This is a genomic window from Rheinheimera sp. SA_1 (assembly GCF_001669775.1).
Taxonomy (GTDB): domain Bacteria; phylum Pseudomonadota; class Gammaproteobacteria; order Enterobacterales; family Alteromonadaceae; genus Pararheinheimera.
In genome coordinates this window covers 800,857-819,624 of the sequence record NZ_LXWK01000011.1, presented here as the reverse complement: position 1 = coordinate 819,624, position 18,768 = coordinate 800,857, and the positions used below count along the sequence as shown (strand labels likewise).

The window sequence follows — 18,768 nt, the reverse complement described above, 5'->3', positions numbered from 1 at the left end:
TCAAGGAGACTCCATGTCAAAGCAACTACTGTCAGCCACCGACACTGCCCAGGCGGACTATGCCAAATGGGTTCGGCGCTCTGGCTTTCTGACGCTTGGAGTCGCGGTGCTGATTGTGCTGTTGAAACTGACAGCTGCAGTGATGACCAACGCCGCTGCCGCACTTGCGTCCTTTATGGATGCGTTGCTGGACGTGCTGGTGTCGCTGTTAAATTTCGCCGCTTTACGGTATGCGCTAAAACCCGCCGATGCCGATCACCGCTTTGGTCACGGCAAAATGGAAGCGGTGATGGCGTTATTTCAGGCGGCATTTTTAACCGGTGCTGCTGTGTTGTTGTTTTATCAGGGGGTCAGTCGTTATCACAGCCCGGAGCCTATAGCCGCACTTTCTAACGGGATCTGGCTGACGGTATTGTGTACCGCTTTAACCATTATGTTGGTGCTGGTGCAAAGATTTGTGATCAGACGCACTGACTCATTAGCCGTCAAAGCCGATTCGGCGCACTATCGCGGCGATATTCTGATGAATGCGGCAGTGATTTTGGCGCTGTTTTTAGTGGCCAACAGTGTGTTGTGGGCCGACGCGGTGATGGCAGCATTGATTGCGCTGTATTTATTCTGGAACGCCTTACAACTGGCGCGGGAAAGTCTGAAACATCTGTTAGATCAGGAATTAACCAGTGAGCAGCGGCAGTTAATTGTCGATACGTTGCAGCCATTGCCACAGGTGTTGGCGGTGGATCAGCTTCGCACCCGCCAGGCAGGACCCAAAGTTTTTGTGCAATTGCGGTTAGTGCTGCCGGACGAGTTATCGCTGGTGCTGGCGCACGATATCGTCGATGAGGCTGAGCTGAAGATTGCCGCCTTGTTCAGCAATGCTGAAGTGATTATTCATGCTGATCCGGCATCTGCAGTGACGCAGGCGGAATATCCGCTACTGGCAACGCAAGCTGTTTCTGGATAAACCCAGTCAGCTGCCAGTAACCGGTAACTTCTGTAAAAACTGATTGATCTTTGACAGCGCAAGTACGCGAATCTCATCCGTTTCAAAGAGGATTTCATGCCGTGCATCGGCCAGCAGGTGCTGCGCTGATAAGGCTGTTGGCCAGTCAGAACTTTGACTAAACCGCTGCCACAGCTTTGTTTGCGCGGCATTATCCACCACCTGATCCGCACCTGCTTGCAACAATAAACAAGGTAATTGTGGGGCAGGGCCTTTTTGCATCTGTTGGCAAGCCGTCAATGCCTGAGCCAACCAGCGCCAACTAATACCGCCGAGCTGATACGCCGGGAACTGCTGATATAACGATCGAAACCACTGATATCGTTCGACACACTGGCTTAAATCGTTGTTGGCAAATGGCCGGTCTTGATAAGGGCCTTGTCCTGGAATATACCAACTTTGCTGACTACACCGCTGATTGAGCTGACTTACCACTCGACTCAGCGGCAAAGCCAAGGCGTGTGGTAAAGGATGGGTTGGAATACCCCACATCGGCGAACAAAAGATTGCTGCAGCTACACCATGGTGTGGTTGTTGTTGCATTTCTTGCTGCCGCTCTTGTTGAAGGTAACGGCACAAAATCCCACCACCCATCGAGTGAGCCAATGCCAGCAGCGGTAGGTTGGTTTTTGGCTTGATGATTTGCTGAATAAAGTTCGCCAGATCAGCCACATAATCATCAAAATCCCGCACATCACCAATCTGGCTTTGGCTATCAAGCCGTTCTGAAGCGCCTTGTCCCTGATGATCCAGCACATACACCTGATAGCCAGCGAGCAGTGCTTCGTTAATCAGTTCCAGATACTTATGCCCGGCTTCAATCCGTCCCGGGATCAGCACTAAAGCAGCGGTAGCGGACTCGGGTTGCCAATAGCTGTAATGCAGTTGCAGCCGGTTTGAGGTTGCGTGGTGGCGGCTAAGCTTGCTGACACTATCAAATGTGCCGTGAGTAGCCTGTTGCCAGAGCTCGGCCAGCGCCAGTGTTGCACGGCCACTGGCAAAATCGGTACCGAAGAATTGTGCTTTAAATTCAGGCCATTGCATCATGCCGTTGCTATCCGGTGCGGTAGGGTGAGGGTGATACAAAGCCCACCGGTATCCGGTAGACTGGCGAAAATCTGGCCACCATGTTGCCGCACCACCTGCGCTGCAATCGCCAGACCTAGCCCAGTGCCGCCAGTTTGGCTATTGCGGCTGTCTGACACCCGGTAAAAGGGCGCAAAGATTTGTTCCAGACTATCAGCCGGGATACCTGGCCCTTGATCCGCAATGGCAAGCATGGTGGCAGTGGCGGATTGCGACAACACAAAGCTAATTTTCGCCTTGTCCGGGCTATATTTAATGGCATTCCGCAGTACGTTTTCAATGGCGCGGGCCAGCAATTTGGGTTCGATAAATAGCGGGCAGGGGTTCAGACCCTGTAATGTAATCTGCAACTGCTTTTGATCAGCTTCCAGTTGATTTACCGCAATAATCTCTTCAATAAGATCATATAAATCAACATCTTGACGCTGTAGTTGGTATTGACCGGCATCAAGTCGGCTGAAGGTTAATAATTCGCCAAGCAGTTGATCAACCCGCTCTAGTTCCTGTTGCAAACGTGGCAACTGTGCGCCGCCACCCTGACGTTGCTCCAGCGCAATCGCTAGTTGAGCGCGGGTCAGTGGTGAGCGTAATTCATGCGACACATCACGCAACAGCCGCTGTTGGTTTTGCAGTAAATCGCCGATTTTCGCCGCCATTAAGTTAAAACCGCGACTGAGTTCACCTATTTCATCATTTCGTCTGGCTGGTGCATCGGCTCTTGCCGTTAAATCCCCGCCGGCAAAATCGAGATTTTTTTGCTGTAATAGCCGCAAAGGTTTGGTGATGGTTAAAGCCAGAATAAAGCTGGCGAGGGCGGAGACTAACACCAATAGGGCTGGCAGCAGATAATCGGGTAATGACATTAAGTCGAGCCCTGGCGATTGTGGTCTAGGCCTAAGTTGATACAACGCCAGTTGCTGGCCTTTAAATTGGACTAAAAAAGGCCCGGCCAATACGGTTTTACGGTGAATGAGTAAGCGTGGCCGATTTAATTGTGAAAGCTCGGTCAGCCATTTTTGGTTAAAGTTTCTGGGCAAGATGTCGCTATTGAGCACCTGATTTTGTTCAGGCTCAACAATCAGCCAGCGATTGCGATCCCGGCGGTTGATCCGTGCTGCCAGCTCTTCAATTGAATCGGCTTTGTATAGCGATTTCAGCAAAGGTTCGAGCTGTTCGACGATACCGTGTGGCAACCGGCGAATTTCGGTGTCGTCGCTCAAGCCGCGCGCCAGCAACCAGGCGCCGCCGAGCGTCAGCAATAACACCAGCCAGAACCAGGCGAAAATCCGAAATGCCAACAAGCGAAATGGGTTCAGACCACCAAACTTCATGCCTGCTCCAGAAATAAATAACCACTACCGCGTAAGGTCTGAATTTTTTCAGCGGGATCACAACCTGCCAGTTTTTTACGGATGTTACTGATATGCATATCCAGGCTGCGATCATATTGCTGCAACGCCCGGCCGAGCACTGCTTTACTCAGATCTTCTTTGGTAATCACCTGACCGGCATGGCTCATCAGATAATCCAGAATTTGAAATTCGGTGGCGGTCAACACCACCTGCAGACCCAGACACCAGACCTGGCGGTTCTGCCGATTCAACTGTACCTGATTCAATTCCAGCAGTGGTGCTGCAACCGGGTTGACGCTTTGCTGCTGTGCCAGTTCGACCCGGCGTAAGATTGCCCGCACCCTGGCACTGAGTTCCCGCGGATTAAAAGGTTTCGCCAGATAATCGTCGGCGCCAAGTTCCAGTCCGACAATGCGGTCGATGTCATCACCCCGCGCTGTCAGCATCAACACCGGGCAATAACTCGACTGCCTTAATTGACGTAGCAATGACAAGCCATCAAGCCCGGGTAACATCACGTCCAGCAAAATCAGTTGATATAAACCACTTTGCGCCCGTTCCAGTCCGCTGACGCCATCGGCGGCGACGTCCAGACTAAAGCCGTCCAGCGTCAGATAGTCGTTGACCAGCTGGCTTAATTCGTTGTCATCATCGATTAACAGGATCCGTTGACTACTCACTTCTGATCTCCGGCGGCAGGTAGGGTGCCAGGGTAAATTGTTGTCAGTGTAAATCGACGACATATTGCGACAAGGCTCTTTACACAACCTTTACCCGCGCTTGGCGTTGCTTTGCATTGTGCAGAGTATGCTTGTTTCATCGCTGTTTAGTCCAGCTGAGTGCAGCGGATGATGACAGTCAGTTAACAACAGACAGTCCACAACAATTGGGGTAACGACGATGAAAAAATTTAATCTGATGGCAGCAATTTTAAGTTCGGTATTAATGGTGAGTGCGACGATGCCTGCTTTTGCTGGTGATAGGGAAGGGCATAAACATGGTATGCATCACATGCATGGCATGAAAATGTTTAAAGGGTTGGATCTAACGGACGCGCAAAAAGCACAAATTGAGCAGTTAACTGCGGCGCATCGTCAGACCATGCCGGATAAGGCAGTAGTTGCAGAAAGTCGTGAAGAGTTAAGAACTTTATTGCAGGCGCCTACTTTTGATGAAGCCGGAGTGCGGGTGTTACTGGAAAAACAACAAGCCAAACGCCTCGAAATGGAAGTTTCGCAGTTGAAATTCCAACACCAGTTACGCGCAGTGTTAACGCCGGAACAACAAGCTAAATTGGATGAGCGCAAAGCAAAAATGCGCCATAAAATGCGTGAAAAGGCAGCCGCGTCTGAATAATTTGCGAGCTCAAGCGGGTTCGTGAAATGTTCATCCTGACTGGCGCTTTGACCTTCATGGTCAAGCGCCTTTTTTATCCGGTTTTTGAGTAAGATGTTTGAGTATGATGGTTAGCTGCAACCGCTTTGTACAACTAATTTAACCCTTCAATAAAATAATCTGAGCAAATACTTTAAACCTTGTACGACCATTTGACTGTGACAGCTGTTGCTGCGGATCACACAGATTTATGCTGTTGAAGTGATGTTTCTGTATAAAAATTGTCCTTTATTTCAAACAAACAGCTGTTGAAGCTGGCTTAAATTTAACATTTGTTCCCCAAAGTGCCGATTGTGATTGTATTGAACTGCTCTATCTTAGAAATCGGATCTGTCAGCTGTCTGTTCCGTAAAACTAAAAAAGCCAATCAAAATAAAATCAAATCCAGACAAGGGGATAGTAGATGAAAATAACAGCATTGCTGCTGGCCGCAGCATTTTGCAGTATCAATGTCAGTGCTGCCGTGGGCGGCTATCCGGTGGTGTTAATCCACGGTTTTCAGCCCGATAATTTAAAAGATAAACCCAACGCCAGTCAGGTCAAAGTGAATGGCCAGGCATATTGGCAAGACTATTGGGCTAGCCGTGCCGATTTACGGATTGACTGGCCCTCACAAGAGCGGATCAGCGGGAAAATCGCCAGTGACTATGTCTGGCCACAGCTGAAAAAGTTAGCAATAGACGGCACCTGCGCGCGCGGCTGTATTTTCGTTAATCACTCCACCGGCGACTTAATAACCCGTTATATCCTTGATAACCAAGCGTTATGGCTAAAAAATGCCGGTTTAACACCGCTGAATATCGTGGCTACTTTTGACTTTTCCGGTGCCGGTGGTGGTTCTGAACTCGCCGATTTAGCGGTGAATGTGGCGACTGGTGGCGGTTTGATTGATGGCGCGCTGAAGTTTGCGTTGTCGTTATGGCTGGGTGAAACGCCATCCGCCGGTAATGTTGGTGTGTTACATGATTTGCGGGTGAATACGGCCAGGCAGTTAGCGCCACAGCCACTGAGTAAAGTACCAAGATTGCGTTTTGTCGGTGGTGCTTCGGATTACCTTGGCGCGACCAGCCCATTTTTACCCGGCGATGATGACGGTGTGGTCTCCCCACATTCAAGTTGTGGTGCTTCGCAGGCTGCAGCCTTTGATAGCTGCTCGGCCAGTATTGCGCTCGATGGTAAGCTGGAAAGCCAGGCGGCCGGTGTCCGCAACTTTATGCCTTATCATTACCCATTGCTGATGAGTGATAGTTACAGTCACAACGCCACTATTGGCCTGCAACGGCAAGGGCAAGTGACAGCTGCGCGTAGCCAGGTGAACTATCTTGATCAGCGCGCCCTGAAATTTACGACTTTTCAGGAAAATCGCGGCTGGTGGGTCTTCAGTTCAAAGTATCAGTTAGTCACTGGCTCGGACCGGTTCAGCATGACTGATCTGGTGTTTCTTGCTGCGAACTAACCCAAGTTGAACCTGGCAGGCAGCGGGCAACAGTGTGTTTGGCCGCTGCCGGATCACCGGAGTAAATATGCAACAAAAATCCTGGCTGTTGGCGGTACTGCTTGCGCTGTTGGCAGTCGTTTGGTGGCTGTGGCCCACCGAGCAGCCTGTTTCAACATTGATGATCAAAGCTGAACCCGCAACTGCTGCGGTTGCCGAAACTGCACAAGTCACCACTGTGGCAACGCGGGCTCCGCCAAAACCGGAACAATTACCACAAACGATGCAACAAAGTTTCGCGCTGGTGGCAACAGCCTATGCCGAAGAATTGCAGCTGCCGGATTATGTCAGGCCGCTGACTCTTGCTGATACGCAGTTGCTGGCACCCAATCAGTTTATCGCGCAGCAGTTGCCGCTGGAGGGCGGTGCCAGCGTCAGTATTGAAGCCGACAAATACCGGTTCAGTGCACCTGAACCGGTGGTGGTTCGCCTAAAAGCGCAGAACATCGAGCTATCGCAAGTGCAGGTGTTGTTGAAAAATGAACTCAGCGGCAAGCTGCTGGTAACAGAAACTTTGTCAGGTAGTAGCGGTGAGTATGTTGCAACGTTAGCAGCCGAAAAACATTGGGATGGCCCGCTCATTGTCGAATTCCAGTTTAGCGGGGCAGGACAAACCCAGAGTGTGCAGACCGGCATCGAATACAGTCTGCCGGTTGCTATCATCACCGCCGTGAAGCCGGTGTTGGCTCGGGGCAGCGATATGGTGATCCCGGTGCAAATTCAAGTGGAATTAGCCGGCACTTATCGGCTGCGGGCAAATTTACTGACGGCGGATGGTCAGCCTGTGGCGCAGTTGACGGCAAGTGCAGACCTTGCCGAAGGTTCACAGACACTCGAATTAAAAGCGCATAAAATGGTGTTGCCAGGCGCGCCAAATGATGCGTCAGGCACCAGGCCGGATGCATTTAATTCGGATCAGGCGGCTCACTATCTGTTAACGACTTTCCAGTTAGAACGACGTTCACCTTCGCCTTTTGAACCGGCTCGCTATGGTCGTAGCGCGCAACCTGAATTTGCCTTAGGGGATTTTGACCCGGCTCAGTTGTTGGATGCAGCGGTAGAGCCAAGCGCTGAAGATCTGCAGCGCTTAGAGTTTTTACAAAAAATGGCCGGCGGTAAATGAAGGTTGATGAAAGCTAAATGCTGGGTTGCGCTCGTGCAGCGACAACCCAAACCTTTATTCCATATCCAGTTCTTTTAACTTGCGGGTTAGGGTATTGCGTCCCCAGCCTAAGCGTTTTGCCGCGTCCTGTTTATGGCCATGAGTAAATTGCAGCGCTTGTTTCAGCACAATGCGCTCAAATTCCGGGCCTGCTTCGGACAAAATATCTTCTTCACCGGCGGTCAGTTTTTGTTGTACCCAGGCGGCCAGCAAATCTTGCCAGCTGTGATGTTGGTCGCCGCCCAGCGGGCTGAACACTTTTGGTGCAGCAGTGAGTTCCGGGGGTAAATCAGACAGCAATACTTGTTTGCCGCTTGCCATCACCGTCAGCCAACGACAGGTATTTTCCAGCTGCCGCACGTTACCCGGCCAATCCAGTTGTGCCAGATACTTTTCAGTATCCAAAGCTAAACTTTTCGCTTCAACATTCAGCTCTTTCGCCGCTTGTTGCAGGAAATGCTGCGCTAGTTTTGGAATATCCTGTTTACGGTCTTTCAATGCCGGAATGTGAATTCGAATGACGTTTAAGCGGTGGAATAAATCTTCGCGGAATTTGCCTTCAGCCACCAGTTGCTCGAGGTTTTGATGGGTGGCTGCGATGATCCGCACATCAACGTTGACCCCCTGATGTCCACCAACCCGGTAAAACTGGCCGTCAGCCAGTACTCTTAATAACCGGGTTTGTACATCCAGCGGCATATCGCCAATTTCATCGAGGAACAAAGTGCCGCCATCGGCCTGTTCGAAGCGGCCTTTGCGCAAATTGGCGGCGCCGGTAAATGCGCCTTTTTCGTGGCCAAACAGTTCTGATTCAATCAAGTCTTTTGGAATTGCCGCCATATTCAAGGCGATAAACGGCTGTTCGGATCTGGGGCTGTGTTTATGCAGCGCCTGCGCCACCAGCTCTTTACCGGTACCGCTCTGACCGTTGATCAGCACACTGATACTGGAGCGCGATAAACGACCAATGGCGCGAAATACTTCCTGCATCGCCGGCGCTTCACCAATGATTTCAGTCAGTTGTGACGTGGGTGCTGGCTGCGCTTTGGGCTTTTTCGCCATGGCGTGCTCGAGCGCACGGCTAATCAGCCCCACCGCTTCATTGATATCAAATGGTTTGGGTAAATACTCAAAAGCACCACGTTTGAAAGCGTTCACCGCACTGTCTAAGTCCGAGTGGGCGGTCATGATAATTACCGGCAGCTCCGGTGCTAGTTCCTGCAATTTGGATAACAGCGCCATGCCATCGGTGCCCGGCATCCGGATATCGGACACCACCACTGCTGGTTGGTCGTATTCCAGCCGCTGCAGCATCAGATCGGCGGAGGCGTAACTTTCACAGACAATACCAGCGCGCGATAGCGCTTTTTCTAACACCCAACGGATGGAGTTGTCATCATCAATAATCCAGACATCCTGATGCATGCTTAAGCCCCTTGCGAGTTGATGGGTAAATACAAAGTAAATTCGGTACGGCCGGGCCAACTTTCACAGTCAATCCAGCCGTCATGTTGATGAATAAGCGTTTGGGCAATCGATAAACCCAGACCGGTGCCACCGGGTTTGCCGCTGACCATTGGGTAAAATAAAGTGTCTTTGATGTCCGCCGGAATACCGGGACCGTTATCAATCACTTTGATGGTGGCGACCAAGCGATGGCGACGACCATGAATAGTGTGCTGATGCAAAATCCGGCTTTGCAGCACAATCTGGCCGCCGTTCGGCAACACTTGCTGGGCATTGCGGACAATATTTAATAGCGACTGTTCAATCAGTTCCGGGTCGAGTAAAAAATCCGGAATGCTGGGATCATAATCGCGCACAAACTGCACGCCGGATGGGTTATCCATCTGTGCCAGCTGGCTGACCCTTTCAATGATTTGGTGCATATTTGACACCAATCGCTGCGGCGGTTTGTAGGGGCCAAGCAGGCGGTCAACCAGATTTCGCAGCCGGTCGGCCTGGGCAATAATGAGCTGGGTATATTCTTTTTGCTCTTCGTTCAGCGTTTCTTCCAGCAATTGTGCTGCACCACGCAAGCCACCCAGGGGGTTTTTAATTTCATGCGCCAGACCACGGATCAGCTCCCGCGCCGCCAGATGTTGATGTTGCTGCAGGCTTTCCATACTGATTTTACGTTGTTGGTCGACCTGACGCAGTTCGATTAATAACGCCGGTAATTCGGTTTCCAGGGCGCTGGCGGTAATGTCGATCAGAATATGGCGGCCATCCGGCAGTACACAATTGACATCGCTGACGCCAAAACCCTGCTTGGTGGTGAGGGTGCTGACAAGATGGCTGGCATGTAAATCGCTGAATTGGAACAGAGCTGGAAAGTAATGATTTTGCAGTCGTTTTTCGCCGATGCTTAATAAAGCACAACAGGCGGTATTAAAATGTTGCACCTGTAGTTGTGCATCCAACACCATAATGGCCGTGGTCAGGTGATTGGCGTAGTCGATGCCGGTTAAATCCAGCGACTTTGGGGTCTGCGTCACAGTGTTGATTCCTCTGCACCAGTTCGGTGCATCCTAATCTCCAGTGTAACTGGTGATGGCTGAGAATTCAGCCGCGATGCACTATTTTGGTGAAATAGCCGAAGCTCTATGCAAATAGAAGGTCGTTACCGGACTGGTTGCAATAATCTTGCCGTTTTGATCAAGCAGTTCGAGGGTCAGTTGATGTTCGCCGCGATCGACGTTGTGGAGGATAAAATTGGCATTACCGGTCGGGCCGGCCACTTGTTTGCCATCAAGATACAGCTTCACCCGCAGTCCCTGGGCGAACATGGGTTTGATTTGGCCAGACACATACACGGTGCCACTATTTTCGCGGACTGTGCCTTGCTGTTCAGGTTTGGAAATAGCAACTTCGAATTTAGTGCTTTCCTGTACTACTGAGGTAGAAACGCCTGGTGTCGTAGGAACCATTTGGGTGGCGGTATCTTTCACTGTGACTTGGGTAGCACCAGGGCTTGGGCTGTCAGAAAACACCAGATTGTTGTTTTTGTCGACGGTGACAAAAACTTTCTTGTCGTCTGCTGCCGTTGCAGCAAGGCATGTGAGTAACAACAACCACAGTGCTTTTTTCATTGGATACCTATTTTCACAACAATAGCTGTTTGGTAATTATTTGTTTACTCTATCGCGCTTTGTTTGATTTGACCAGAACAAAAAGCCCGCAGTTGCGGGCTTTTTCACTAAAAAGTTATATGTTTGAAAATCAACCGATTAACGCTGCTTTGAACAGGTTAATCTGCTTAAAAGCTGCTACTTATACGCTGTAGTACAGATCGTATTCCAGTGGGTGAACCGCCATAGAAACTTTTTTCGCTTCAGCACGTTTCAGTGCAATGTAAGCATCGATCATTTCGTCTGACATCACGCCGCCTTTGGTGAAAATGGCGCGTGATTTGTCCAGGTTGTCCAGTGCTTCGTCTAACGAACCACAAACCTGAGGGATCAGCGCTTCTTCTTCTGGTGGCAGATCGTATAAGTCTTTATCCATCGCATCGCCTGGGTGGATCTTGTTCTGGATACCATCCAGACCAGCCATCATCTGCGCAACGAATGCCAGGTATGGGTTCGCCGCTGGATCCGGGAAACGCACTTCGATACGGCGTGCTTTAGCACTTGGTACCAGTGGGATACGCACAGAAGCGGAACGGTTACGGGCTGAATAAGCCAGCATGACCGGCGCTTCATAGTGTGGCACCAGACGCTTATACGAGTTGGTTGACGGGTTGGTGAAAGCGTTGATGGCTTTCGCATGCTTGATGATACCGCCGATGTAATACAAAGCCAGTTCTGACAGGCCTGCGTACTTGTCGCCGGCAAACAGGTTGACGCCGTCTTTAGCTAAAGACTGGTGACAGTGCATGCCTGAACCGTTGTCACCAACGATTGGTTTTGGCATGAAAGTCGCAGTTTTGCCGTACATGTGTGCCACATTGTGGACTACATATTTCAGGATCTGCGTTTCGTCAGCTTTTAAGGTTAAAGTGTTAAAACGGGTCGCGATTTCGTTCTGACCGGCAGTAGCAACTTCATGGTGATGCGCTTCAACCGTCTGACCCATTTCTTCCAGCACCATACACATAGCGCTACGGATATCGTGATGTTGATCTACTGGTGGTACCGGGAAATAACCACCTTTTACGCCAGGACGGTGGCCCTTGTTGCCGCCTTCATACACAGCGTCTGAGTTCCAGGCAGCTTCTTCTGAATTTAATTTGTAAAATGAACCTGACATGTCAGTTTTGAAACGGACTTCATCAAACATGAACCATTCTGGCTCAGGTCCGAACAATACGGTGTCAGCGATACCGGTTGATTTTAAGTATTCTTCTGCGCGTTTTGCGATAGAACGCGGGCAACGGTCGTAACCTTGCATGGTGCTTGGTTCGATAACATCACAAGTGATGTTTAAGGTGGTTTCTTCGAAGAATGGGTCCAGCTTCATGGAAGCGGCTTCAGGCATTAAAATCATGTCTGAGTCATTGATGCCTTTCCAGCCAGCGATTGAAGAACCGTCAAACATTTTACCGTTTTCAAAGAAATCTTCATTGATCTGGTTGGCAGGGATAGTCACATGTTGCTCTTTACCCTTGGTATCAGTAAAACGTAAATCAACAAACTTCACGTCGTTTTCTTTCATAAAGCTCAGAACGTTCGATGCAGACATGCAATCCTCCGGATTATTCCTGTTAATACTCAAACTGTACTTGAAGATATCGGTTCAACCGACAAGTTGCGCTTACTAAGCTAATAGTATGCCAATTATATAAGCTGTTGATTTTAATAAATACTGCCGACAATCCTACCACGCACCCTCAGTGGTGTGCATCAATATGGTGCATGATCGCCTCTTTGTGGTGCATTGTCGCGTGTTATTGCACCAAATTGAATGCAGCGCTAACCATAGCAAGTTTTTAGAAGATGTAGCGCGGTCGCGGCAATTTTTTCATTGGATTGTGTCAGGTGACAAGGTGCTGCAGAAAATATCGATCAATAGTGTTGGATCAGGGGTAAAAAATAGCGAATTCAGTTTCAGCGAAAAAATGCCACAAACAGATAAATTTCCCTCCGACCCACAAAGCAGGTAAAATGCGCGCACGAATTTTTCGAGTACTTGCTGTGATTTGATACATGCGGGTACACATTAACACTTCACAAAGCGAGCACCACATTAATGTCTTATGATCTCAGCAAGTTGCGCAATATCGCCATCATTGCGCACGTTGACCACGGTAAAACTACACTTGTTGACAAATTACTGCAACAATCCGGCACTTTCGATGCCCGCGCTAAGTTACAAGAACGGATGATGGATTCAAATGCACAGGAGTCTGAGCGCGGAATTACCATCCTGGCCAAAAACACTTCAGTTCGCTGGAACGGTTACCACATCAACATCCTGGACACACCAGGCCACGCCGACTTCGGTGGTGAAGTTGAACGTGTACTGTCAATGGCTGACTCAGTATTACTGTTAGTTGACGCTGTTGAAGGCCCAATGCCACAAACACGTTTCGTAACGCAAAAAGCTTTCGCCCACGGTTTAAAACCAATCGTTGTCGTCAACAAAATTGACCGTCCAGGCGCACGTCCGGATTGGGTTATTGATCAGGTATTTGATCTGTTCGACAACTTAGGCGCGACTGACGAGCAGTTAGATTTCCCAATCGTTTACGCATCAGCCATCAATGGCTGGGCAACGCTTGATTACAACGAGCCAAAAACTGATATCAACGATCTGTTCGCAGCTATTGTTGAGCACGTGGCGCCACCAAAAGTTGAACTGAATGGCGACACTCAGATCCAGGTTTCTCAGTTAGATTATTCCAGCTACCTTGGCATTATCGGTATCGGCCGCATCAAACGTGGTTCGTTAAAAGTGAACCAGCAAGTCACCGTATTAGGCGCTGATGGTTCAAAACGTAACGGTAAAGTTGGTCAGGTATTCAGCTATTTAGGTCTGGAACGGATTGAAACTCAGGAAGCAAACGCCGGTGACATCATCGCATTCACTGGTTTAGGCGAACTGAAAATTTCTGACACTATTTGCGCTACGACCAACCTCGAAGCATTACCGCCATTACAAGTAGATGAGCCAACAGTGACCATGACCTTCCAGGTCAACACTTCGCCATTTGCTGGTAAAGAAGGTAAGTATGTGACTTCACGTCAGATTTTAGAGCGTTTAACCAACGAGCTGAAACACAACGTGGCGCTGCGTGTTGAAGAAACAGAAGACGGCGACAAGTTCAAAGTTTCTGGCCGTGGTGAACTGCACTTAGGCGTATTGATCGAAAACATGCGTCGTGAAGGTTTTGAACTAGCCGTTTCTCGTCCGGAAGTAATCATGAAAGTGGTTGACGGCGCGAAAATGGAACCAATCGAGAACGTCACCATTGACGTGGAAGAGCAGCACCAGGGCTCGATCATGGAAAAAATGGGCGAGCGTAAAGCTGAAATGACCAACATGCAGCCAGACGGTAAAGGCCGCATCCGGATGGATTTCCAGATGCCAAGCCGTGGTCTGATTGGTTTCCGTACTGAGTTTATGACGTTAACTTCAGGCACTGGTCTGATGTACAACAGCTTCGACCATTACGGCCCGTACAAAGGCGGTTCAATCGGTCTGCGGATGAACGGCGTGCTGATTTCTAACGCCATGGGTAAAGCCGCTGGTTACGCGATTTTCTCTCTACAGGAACGTGGTCGTATGTTCATCGGTCATGCTGATGAAGTGTATGAAGGTCAGGTCATCGGTATTCACAGCCGTAGCAACGACTTAACTGTAAACTGCTTAAAAGGCAAACAGTTAACCAACGTCCGTGCTTCTGGTACTGATGAAGCGATCAACTTAGTGCCGCCAATCCGCTACACGCTGGAACAGGCATTGGAGTTTATCGATGACGATGAGCTGGTTGAAGTAACTCCACTGTCAATCCGTATTCGTAAACGTCATTTGACAGAAAACGACCGTAAACGCGCTAGCCGTAGCTAATCGCTTTACCGATGTTTGAACAAAAGGTCAGCATATGCTGACCTTTTTGCTTTTTTGGCTTTGATACAGCGCCAGTGTCGCTGGGCACGATGGCAATTGCCGGAGTTTTTGATGTCGCTGGTCAACCGCTCAGATCAACTGCCGGGGCACGCATCAAGTGGGAGTTGCAGCTGTTGTAATACGGTTAATTGCTCGCTGATAGCCGCAAGTTGTGGTTGCAGTTGCTGTTGTTGTGCGATTGCCGCATGGATCGCGGCGACAGACTGGTGAGTGTGTTGCACAAACTGCTGACATTGACTGTATAGGCGTTGTGGTGCAGCGATGATCTGCTGAACTTCGGCTTGCCACGCCAGTTTAGGACCAAAATGCCGCTGCACAAAATCGTTTGTGCATTGCAGTGCGTTTTCCAGTTTGACGGCATAACCAACGCCTTTAAGCAAGATCCCAAAGAATTGATCAAACCCTGATTCACTTTGGATCATCTGATTAGCGATATCGTCGGCGTAGCCCGCCAGTGCATCGACGACCGCCTGATCCAGTTGATATTTTTCACCTGCCAATTCGGCGGCTATGGCAGAACAGCCCGGATTTGATAATAATCCAGGAATTTGCAGTTGCTGTGCGGCGATACCACAGCCTTCATTTCCTAACAACAGACTAAAACAAATGGCGCCCCCTTCACTGCGGCATTCCTGTTCGGACTGACATTTGGTGAACGGCTCCGCCGGCAATACTTGCTGTGGCGGTACCAGACAGCTGTTCTCGGCGAATGCCGGGTGTTGTTCTAATGCCAGCATGGTGTTGGTATGGAACTGTCGCGAGTTAACTTCGGCGTCAATTGCCGCTTGCAGTTCCTGCTCTACCCGCATTTTACGAACAGACAAGTCGCGGTATTGCGCCACTAGCGACAACATGAAATACGGTGGCTCGGCCAGTGATTGCCGATGTTGTAAGCTTTGCAAACTAAAACACTGATCTACAACCAGGTTCGGCGGTAATTGAAAGATTAATTGTTCGCCCGATACGGTGGCCTGACTCACCAATTGATCCATCTGATCAACTAGTGCATAGGTGTCTTGCGGTGTTCCTGACATCGTCACGCGCACACTTTGGTAATCTTGTTGCAGGGTCACCGGACGTACAGAGCAACCTGTCAGAACCACAACGGGCAACAGCAGTCCCATGAATATCCATTTCATTGAAGATCCTTGTTAAATAATCCACGACTGTTGTACTTCATCGCAGCTGATGTTGGGTTGATGCATGCTAACGTCGATGCTGGGTTAGTGCGGTACGACATCCTGATGACCCAGTCAGTAGCTCAAATAAGCATGGTTCAGAAAATGAAAATTGTAAAAATTATGGCAAGCTTTGCCGGAGCTGTGTATTGTTCCGCTGTCTGAATTAACGGGAAGAATGGTAGTGCAGGAGCAGGCATGACATCGCGACGCGCATTCTATAAAACAAAAACCGTGCTCGTGGTCGATGATTCTGATCAAATTCGCAGCTACCTCAAAAGTATGTTGCTGCTGATTGGTTTTGATGACGCCATATTGGCTCGTGATGCAGAGATGGCGCTGGGACATTGTCGCCGGATGCCGTTTGATTTTGTGTTGTGCGATTTTCATTTAGGCCAGGGCCGTGACGGTTATCAGCTGTTTGAAGTGCTGCGTACTGAGCAACTGCTAAAACCCGATTGTTGTTTTCTGGTGGTCAGTGCCGAACGCCAACGTCAGGCCGTTCATGGCATGATTGAATTTCAGCCAGCCGATTATTTATTAAAGCCCTTCAGTTACGCTGAATTGGAACGGCGGATTTCCCGTGCTTACCATATCCGTCAGGCCCTGCAACTGGCGTATCAGGCCATCAACCGCAAAAATTATGATGAAGCGGTGCAGGCCTGTGATCATATTGTTGATCACAAAAGTCAGTACGCCATGCATGCGACGCGCTTAAAAGCTGAACTCCTGATTAAACTCGACCGTTACGACGAAGCCGAACATTTGTACAGTTGGGCGCTCACAGTGCGTGAGTTTGGCTGGGCCCGGCTTGGTCTGGCTGTGACTTATGGCTATCAGGGGCGGCAGGAGGAAGCTGAAGCTTTATTGCAGGAGCTTTCCGGTATTGCTGAAACCAAAACCGAGGCACTGGACTGGCTGACGCGGCTGTACATCAGCCAGAACCGGCCTACTGAAGCACTCACCGCCGTGGAACAAGTGGCGCGGCACTCACCGAAAAACTATCTGCGTCAGCATGTGTTGGCAACATTATGCACCATCGACAATCAAAAACAGCAGGCGGTGCAGGTGCATCAGCGTTTGCTGACCGCATCGCGCTATTCGATGTACGACACCGCTGACAATATGCTCAATTACGCCAGAGCCATGGTCGAACTGGCCAAAGAGCAACCGGAAAAAGATCGCAATGATACTTTTACCCGCATCGACTCTTTTATCACTACCATCAAAAAACGTTTTCACCCTGCTAGTTTCGAACACGACCGGATGGTGCTGGACGCCCGGATCCTGCTGCTGCAAGGCAAAACCGCCAAAGCGCTGGAGCTGTTGGAAAACAGTGAGGAGCTGACGCTTGAGAAACCACTGTCGCCATCTGGTATGTTAGACCGCGCCCGTGCTTATTATGAAGCCGGTAACTTGCCGATGTGTGATCACTATATGGCCGCACTGAGCACAGTAGCGCAGGATGATGATTTGTACTGCAGCGCGCTGAATCTGATGATGCAGCACGAGCAGGTGAAGCATCAGCAATTGCGGCAACAGCTGATGCAGCAAAACGCGGCAGGGATGGATGCTTTTGGCAGTGGCCAATATTCAATCGCTATCGAATATTTTCGTAAAGCGCTGGAAACCATGCCGGCCAACGTCAATATTGCGCTGAATTTATTACAGGCAATCAGCATGCGCGAACGTTTGACCGCCGATTTGCGGGCCTTAGCGCAGCATTGTGTCGAGGTTATCACCGAAGGACGATTGCCGATGGAGCAGGAAAAACGTTATCAGGTGATCCTCGGACATCTTGATTTGTAAATGAAACTCTGGTGAATTTGGTTTTTTGTGAATCATTCTTATCGTAAATCATTCTTATTTCATCTGCGCGGCCTCTTTACTGGCATTTGTAACGAGCCTTTTGTAAACTGCCGCAGAGTTAAATAGCGGGGATTTCAATGATGTGGGCTGTGTTGATGCGGGCAACCGCTGTAGTAAGTTGTTGTGTCATCGGCGTGAGCTGTACGCCGGCCGATCCGTTAAAGAAGTTCAGCGGTCCGGCGCAGGGCGCAACTTACAATATCAGTTACTGGAGCGATCAACCTGTTGATCAGGCCGCCTTACAGCAACAAATCACCGCTGAGTTGGAACGGATTGATCTGGCGATGTCGAATTACCGTCCTGATTCCACTATCGAAAAATTTAATCAGTTGCAAACCACTGACCCGGTGGAAGTCGGCACTGAACTGGTGCAGCTGGTGGCGCAAGCCCGGGTTATTTCATCACAAAGTCAGGGCTGTTATGACCTGACCGTGAAGCCGCTGTTCGATTTATGGGGCTTTAAAGCCGACCAGTTTCATCAGCCGACGCCAGCGCAACTGGACCAAACGATGCAGTCCATCGGCATGGCAAAAATTCATGAATCCGGTGCCAGTATGCTGGCAAAGCAATTGCCGCAGCTACGCCTTGATGTGTCTTCAATAGCGCAGGGCTGGACTGTTGGCCAGTTGGCGAAAATTGTCGAGCAGGCAGGGATCGAAAATTATCTGGTGGAAGTAGGTGGTGAATTGTTAGTTCGCGGGAAAAAACCGGAACAACAAGATTGGCGCGTCGCTATCGAAAAGCCGTTACCTGGTGCCCAAACTTTGCAAAAAGTCATCACGGTTAAACAACAAGAACCGTTGGCGGTGATGACTTCTGGCACCTACCGTCATTATTTTGATGCGAAAGGCGTGCGCTACAGTCATGTGTTGGATGCGCGTACTGGCACTCCAGTAAAACACCAGACCGTCTCCACCACAGTGTTGATGGATGATCCAACGCTGGGTGATGCCTGGTCAACGGCCTTTTTGTGTCTGGGCAGTAAAGATGGTAAACCGGTCGCTGATCGACTGGGCCTTAAAGTGTTATTTATTGATCAGTTGGCAGATGAATTGGTTGAAATCAGCAGCGACGCACTGCAAAACAGCCAGGCAATATCGTTGCAGTAAGCGCGGGTGCAGATCCCAAACCAGCCACAGTGAATGATGCGGCTTGTG

Annotated in this window: 15 protein-coding genes; 7 read left to right on the top strand and 8 right to left on the bottom strand. The window is 49.8% G+C overall.

The window, feature by feature from the left end; translation table 11 throughout:
• The first annotated feature begins 13 nt into the window (after positions 1-13).
• Positions 14-964 carry a cation diffusion facilitator family transporter gene (locus A5320_RS04595; protein WP_068061533.1) on the top strand — a complete coding sequence of 317 codons (951 nt, stop codon included), beginning with the start codon at positions 14-16 and terminating at the stop codon, positions 962-964.
• Between the two features lie 6 nt (positions 965-970).
• On the opposite strand, the gene A5320_RS04590 is transcribed toward A5320_RS04595, so the two are convergent.
• Genes A5320_RS04590 through A5320_RS04580 form a run of 3 tightly spaced genes read right to left on the bottom strand, consistent with a single transcriptional unit; the run spans position 971 to position 4,121 of the window.
• Positions 971-2,050 carry an alpha/beta fold hydrolase gene (locus tag A5320_RS04590; protein WP_082971531.1) on the bottom strand — a complete coding sequence of 360 codons (1,080 nt, stop codon included), beginning with the start codon at positions 2,048-2,050 and terminating at the stop codon, positions 971-973.
• Positions 2,047-3,420, bottom strand: a complete 1,374-nt coding sequence (locus A5320_RS04585) for an ATP-binding protein (RefSeq protein ID WP_068061525.1) — start codon at positions 3,418-3,420, stop codon at positions 2,047-2,049. The genes A5320_RS04590 and A5320_RS04585 overlap by 4 nt, the downstream gene beginning before the upstream one ends.
• Entirely contained in the window at positions 3,417-4,121 is a 705-nt protein-coding gene (locus A5320_RS04580; protein WP_068061522.1) for a response regulator transcription factor, read from the bottom strand. The genes A5320_RS04585 and A5320_RS04580 overlap by 4 nt, the downstream gene beginning before the upstream one ends.
• 220 nt (positions 4,122-4,341) lie before the next feature.
• On the opposite strand from A5320_RS04580, the gene A5320_RS04575 reads away from it, so the two are divergent.
• The 3 genes from A5320_RS04575 to A5320_RS04565 all read left to right on the top strand — a co-directional run bounded on the left by A5320_RS04575 (position 4,342) and on the right by A5320_RS04565 (position 7,454).
• Positions 4,342-4,797 carry a Spy/CpxP family protein refolding chaperone gene (locus A5320_RS04575; RefSeq protein WP_068061519.1) on the top strand — a complete coding sequence of 152 codons (456 nt, stop codon included), beginning with the start codon at positions 4,342-4,344 and terminating at the stop codon, positions 4,795-4,797.
• Positions 4,798-5,239: 442 nt separating this feature from the next.
• Positions 5,240-6,292: a hypothetical protein gene (locus A5320_RS04570; protein ID WP_068061516.1), complete on the top strand. Its 1,053-nt coding sequence runs from the start codon at positions 5,240-5,242 to the stop codon at positions 6,290-6,292.
• A 67-nt stretch (positions 6,293-6,359) separates the two neighbouring features.
• Positions 6,360-7,454 (top strand): hypothetical protein, encoded by a 1,095-nt coding sequence (locus A5320_RS04565; protein ID WP_068061513.1) that lies wholly within the window; start codon positions 6,360-6,362, stop codon positions 7,452-7,454.
• A gap of 54 nt (positions 7,455-7,508) precedes the next feature.
• Here the strand turns inward: A5320_RS04565 and glnG are convergent, their stop codons facing one another.
• The 4 genes from glnG to glnA all read right to left on the bottom strand — a co-directional run bounded on the left by glnG (position 7,509) and on the right by glnA (position 12,176).
• Complete coding sequence (gene glnG / locus A5320_RS04560; RefSeq protein WP_068061512.1) at positions 7,509-8,918, bottom strand: nitrogen regulation protein NR(I); 1,410 nt, start codon at positions 8,916-8,918, stop codon at positions 7,509-7,511.
• 2 nt (positions 8,919-8,920) lie between these two features.
• On the bottom strand, positions 8,921-9,991 hold the full coding sequence (gene glnL, locus A5320_RS04555; RefSeq protein WP_082971530.1) for a nitrogen regulation protein NR(II): 1,071 nt from the start codon (positions 9,989-9,991) through the stop codon (positions 8,921-8,923).
• A gap of 81 nt (positions 9,992-10,072) precedes the next feature.
• Positions 10,073-10,585: a DUF4124 domain-containing protein gene (locus A5320_RS04550; RefSeq protein ID WP_068061509.1), complete on the bottom strand. Its 513-nt coding sequence runs from the start codon at positions 10,583-10,585 to the stop codon at positions 10,073-10,075.
• 181 nt (positions 10,586-10,766) lie between these two features.
• Positions 10,767-12,176 (bottom strand): glutamate--ammonia ligase, encoded by a 1,410-nt coding sequence (glnA, locus tag A5320_RS04540; protein WP_068061502.1) that lies wholly within the window; start codon positions 12,174-12,176, stop codon positions 10,767-10,769.
• Between the two features lie 507 nt (positions 12,177-12,683).
• On the opposite strand from glnA, the gene typA reads away from it, so the two are divergent.
• Entirely contained in the window at positions 12,684-14,504 is a 1,821-nt protein-coding gene (gene typA / locus A5320_RS04530) for a translational GTPase TypA (protein ID WP_068061496.1), read from the top strand.
• 134 nt (positions 14,505-14,638) lie between these two features.
• Here typA and A5320_RS04525 read toward each other — a convergent pair whose 3' ends face one another.
• Positions 14,639-15,703, bottom strand: a complete 1,065-nt coding sequence (locus A5320_RS04525; RefSeq protein ID WP_157605637.1) for a hypothetical protein — start codon at positions 15,701-15,703, stop codon at positions 14,639-14,641.
• A gap of 237 nt (positions 15,704-15,940) precedes the next feature.
• On the opposite strand from A5320_RS04525, the gene A5320_RS04515 reads away from it, so the two are divergent.
• Both A5320_RS04515 and A5320_RS04510 read left to right on the top strand, forming a co-directional pair.
• Complete coding sequence (locus tag A5320_RS04515; RefSeq protein ID WP_068061487.1) at positions 15,941-17,551, top strand: tetratricopeptide repeat-containing response regulator; 1,611 nt, start codon at positions 15,941-15,943, stop codon at positions 17,549-17,551.
• 137 nt (positions 17,552-17,688) lie between these two features.
• On the top strand, positions 17,689-18,720 hold the full coding sequence (locus tag A5320_RS04510; RefSeq protein ID WP_231916650.1) for an FAD:protein FMN transferase: 1,032 nt from the start codon (positions 17,689-17,691) through the stop codon (positions 18,718-18,720).
• Positions 18,721-18,768 lie beyond the last annotated feature (48 nt).

Excerpts from the sequence above, each read along its gene's own strand:
- A5320_RS04575 (WP_068061519.1), top strand. The coding sequence starts at position 4,342 with ATGAAAAAATTTAATCTGATGGCAGCAATTTTAAGTTCGGTATTAATG.
- A5320_RS04595 (WP_068061533.1), top strand. The coding sequence starts at position 14 with ATGTCAAAGCAACTACTGTCAGCCACCGACACTGCCCAGGCGGACTAT.
- A5320_RS04510 (WP_231916650.1), top strand. The coding sequence starts at position 17,689 with ATGATGTGGGCTGTGTTGATGCGGGCAACCGCTGTAGTAAGTTGTTGT.
- A5320_RS04515 (WP_068061487.1), top strand. The coding sequence starts at position 15,941 with ATGACATCGCGACGCGCATTCTATAAAACAAAAACCGTGCTCGTGGTC.
- typA (WP_068061496.1), top strand. The coding sequence starts at position 12,684 with ATGTCTTATGATCTCAGCAAGTTGCGCAATATCGCCATCATTGCGCAC.
- A5320_RS04590 (WP_082971531.1), bottom strand. The coding sequence starts at position 2,050 with ATGATGCAATGGCCTGAATTTAAAGCACAATTCTTCGGTACCGATTTT.
- A5320_RS04525 (WP_157605637.1), bottom strand. The coding sequence starts at position 15,703 with ATGAAATGGATATTCATGGGACTGCTGTTGCCCGTTGTGGTTCTGACA.
- A5320_RS04565 (WP_068061513.1), top strand. The coding sequence starts at position 6,360 with ATGCAACAAAAATCCTGGCTGTTGGCGGTACTGCTTGCGCTGTTGGCA.
- A5320_RS04550 (WP_068061509.1), bottom strand. The coding sequence starts at position 10,585 with ATGAAAAAAGCACTGTGGTTGTTGTTACTCACATGCCTTGCTGCAACG.
- glnA (WP_068061502.1), bottom strand. The coding sequence starts at position 12,176 with ATGTCTGCATCGAACGTTCTGAGCTTTATGAAAGAAAACGACGTGAAG.
- A5320_RS04585 (WP_068061525.1), bottom strand. The coding sequence starts at position 3,420 with ATGAAGTTTGGTGGTCTGAACCCATTTCGCTTGTTGGCATTTCGGATT.
- glnG (WP_068061512.1), bottom strand. The coding sequence starts at position 8,918 with ATGCATCAGGATGTCTGGATTATTGATGATGACAACTCCATCCGTTGG.
- A5320_RS04570 (WP_068061516.1), top strand. The coding sequence starts at position 5,240 with ATGAAAATAACAGCATTGCTGCTGGCCGCAGCATTTTGCAGTATCAAT.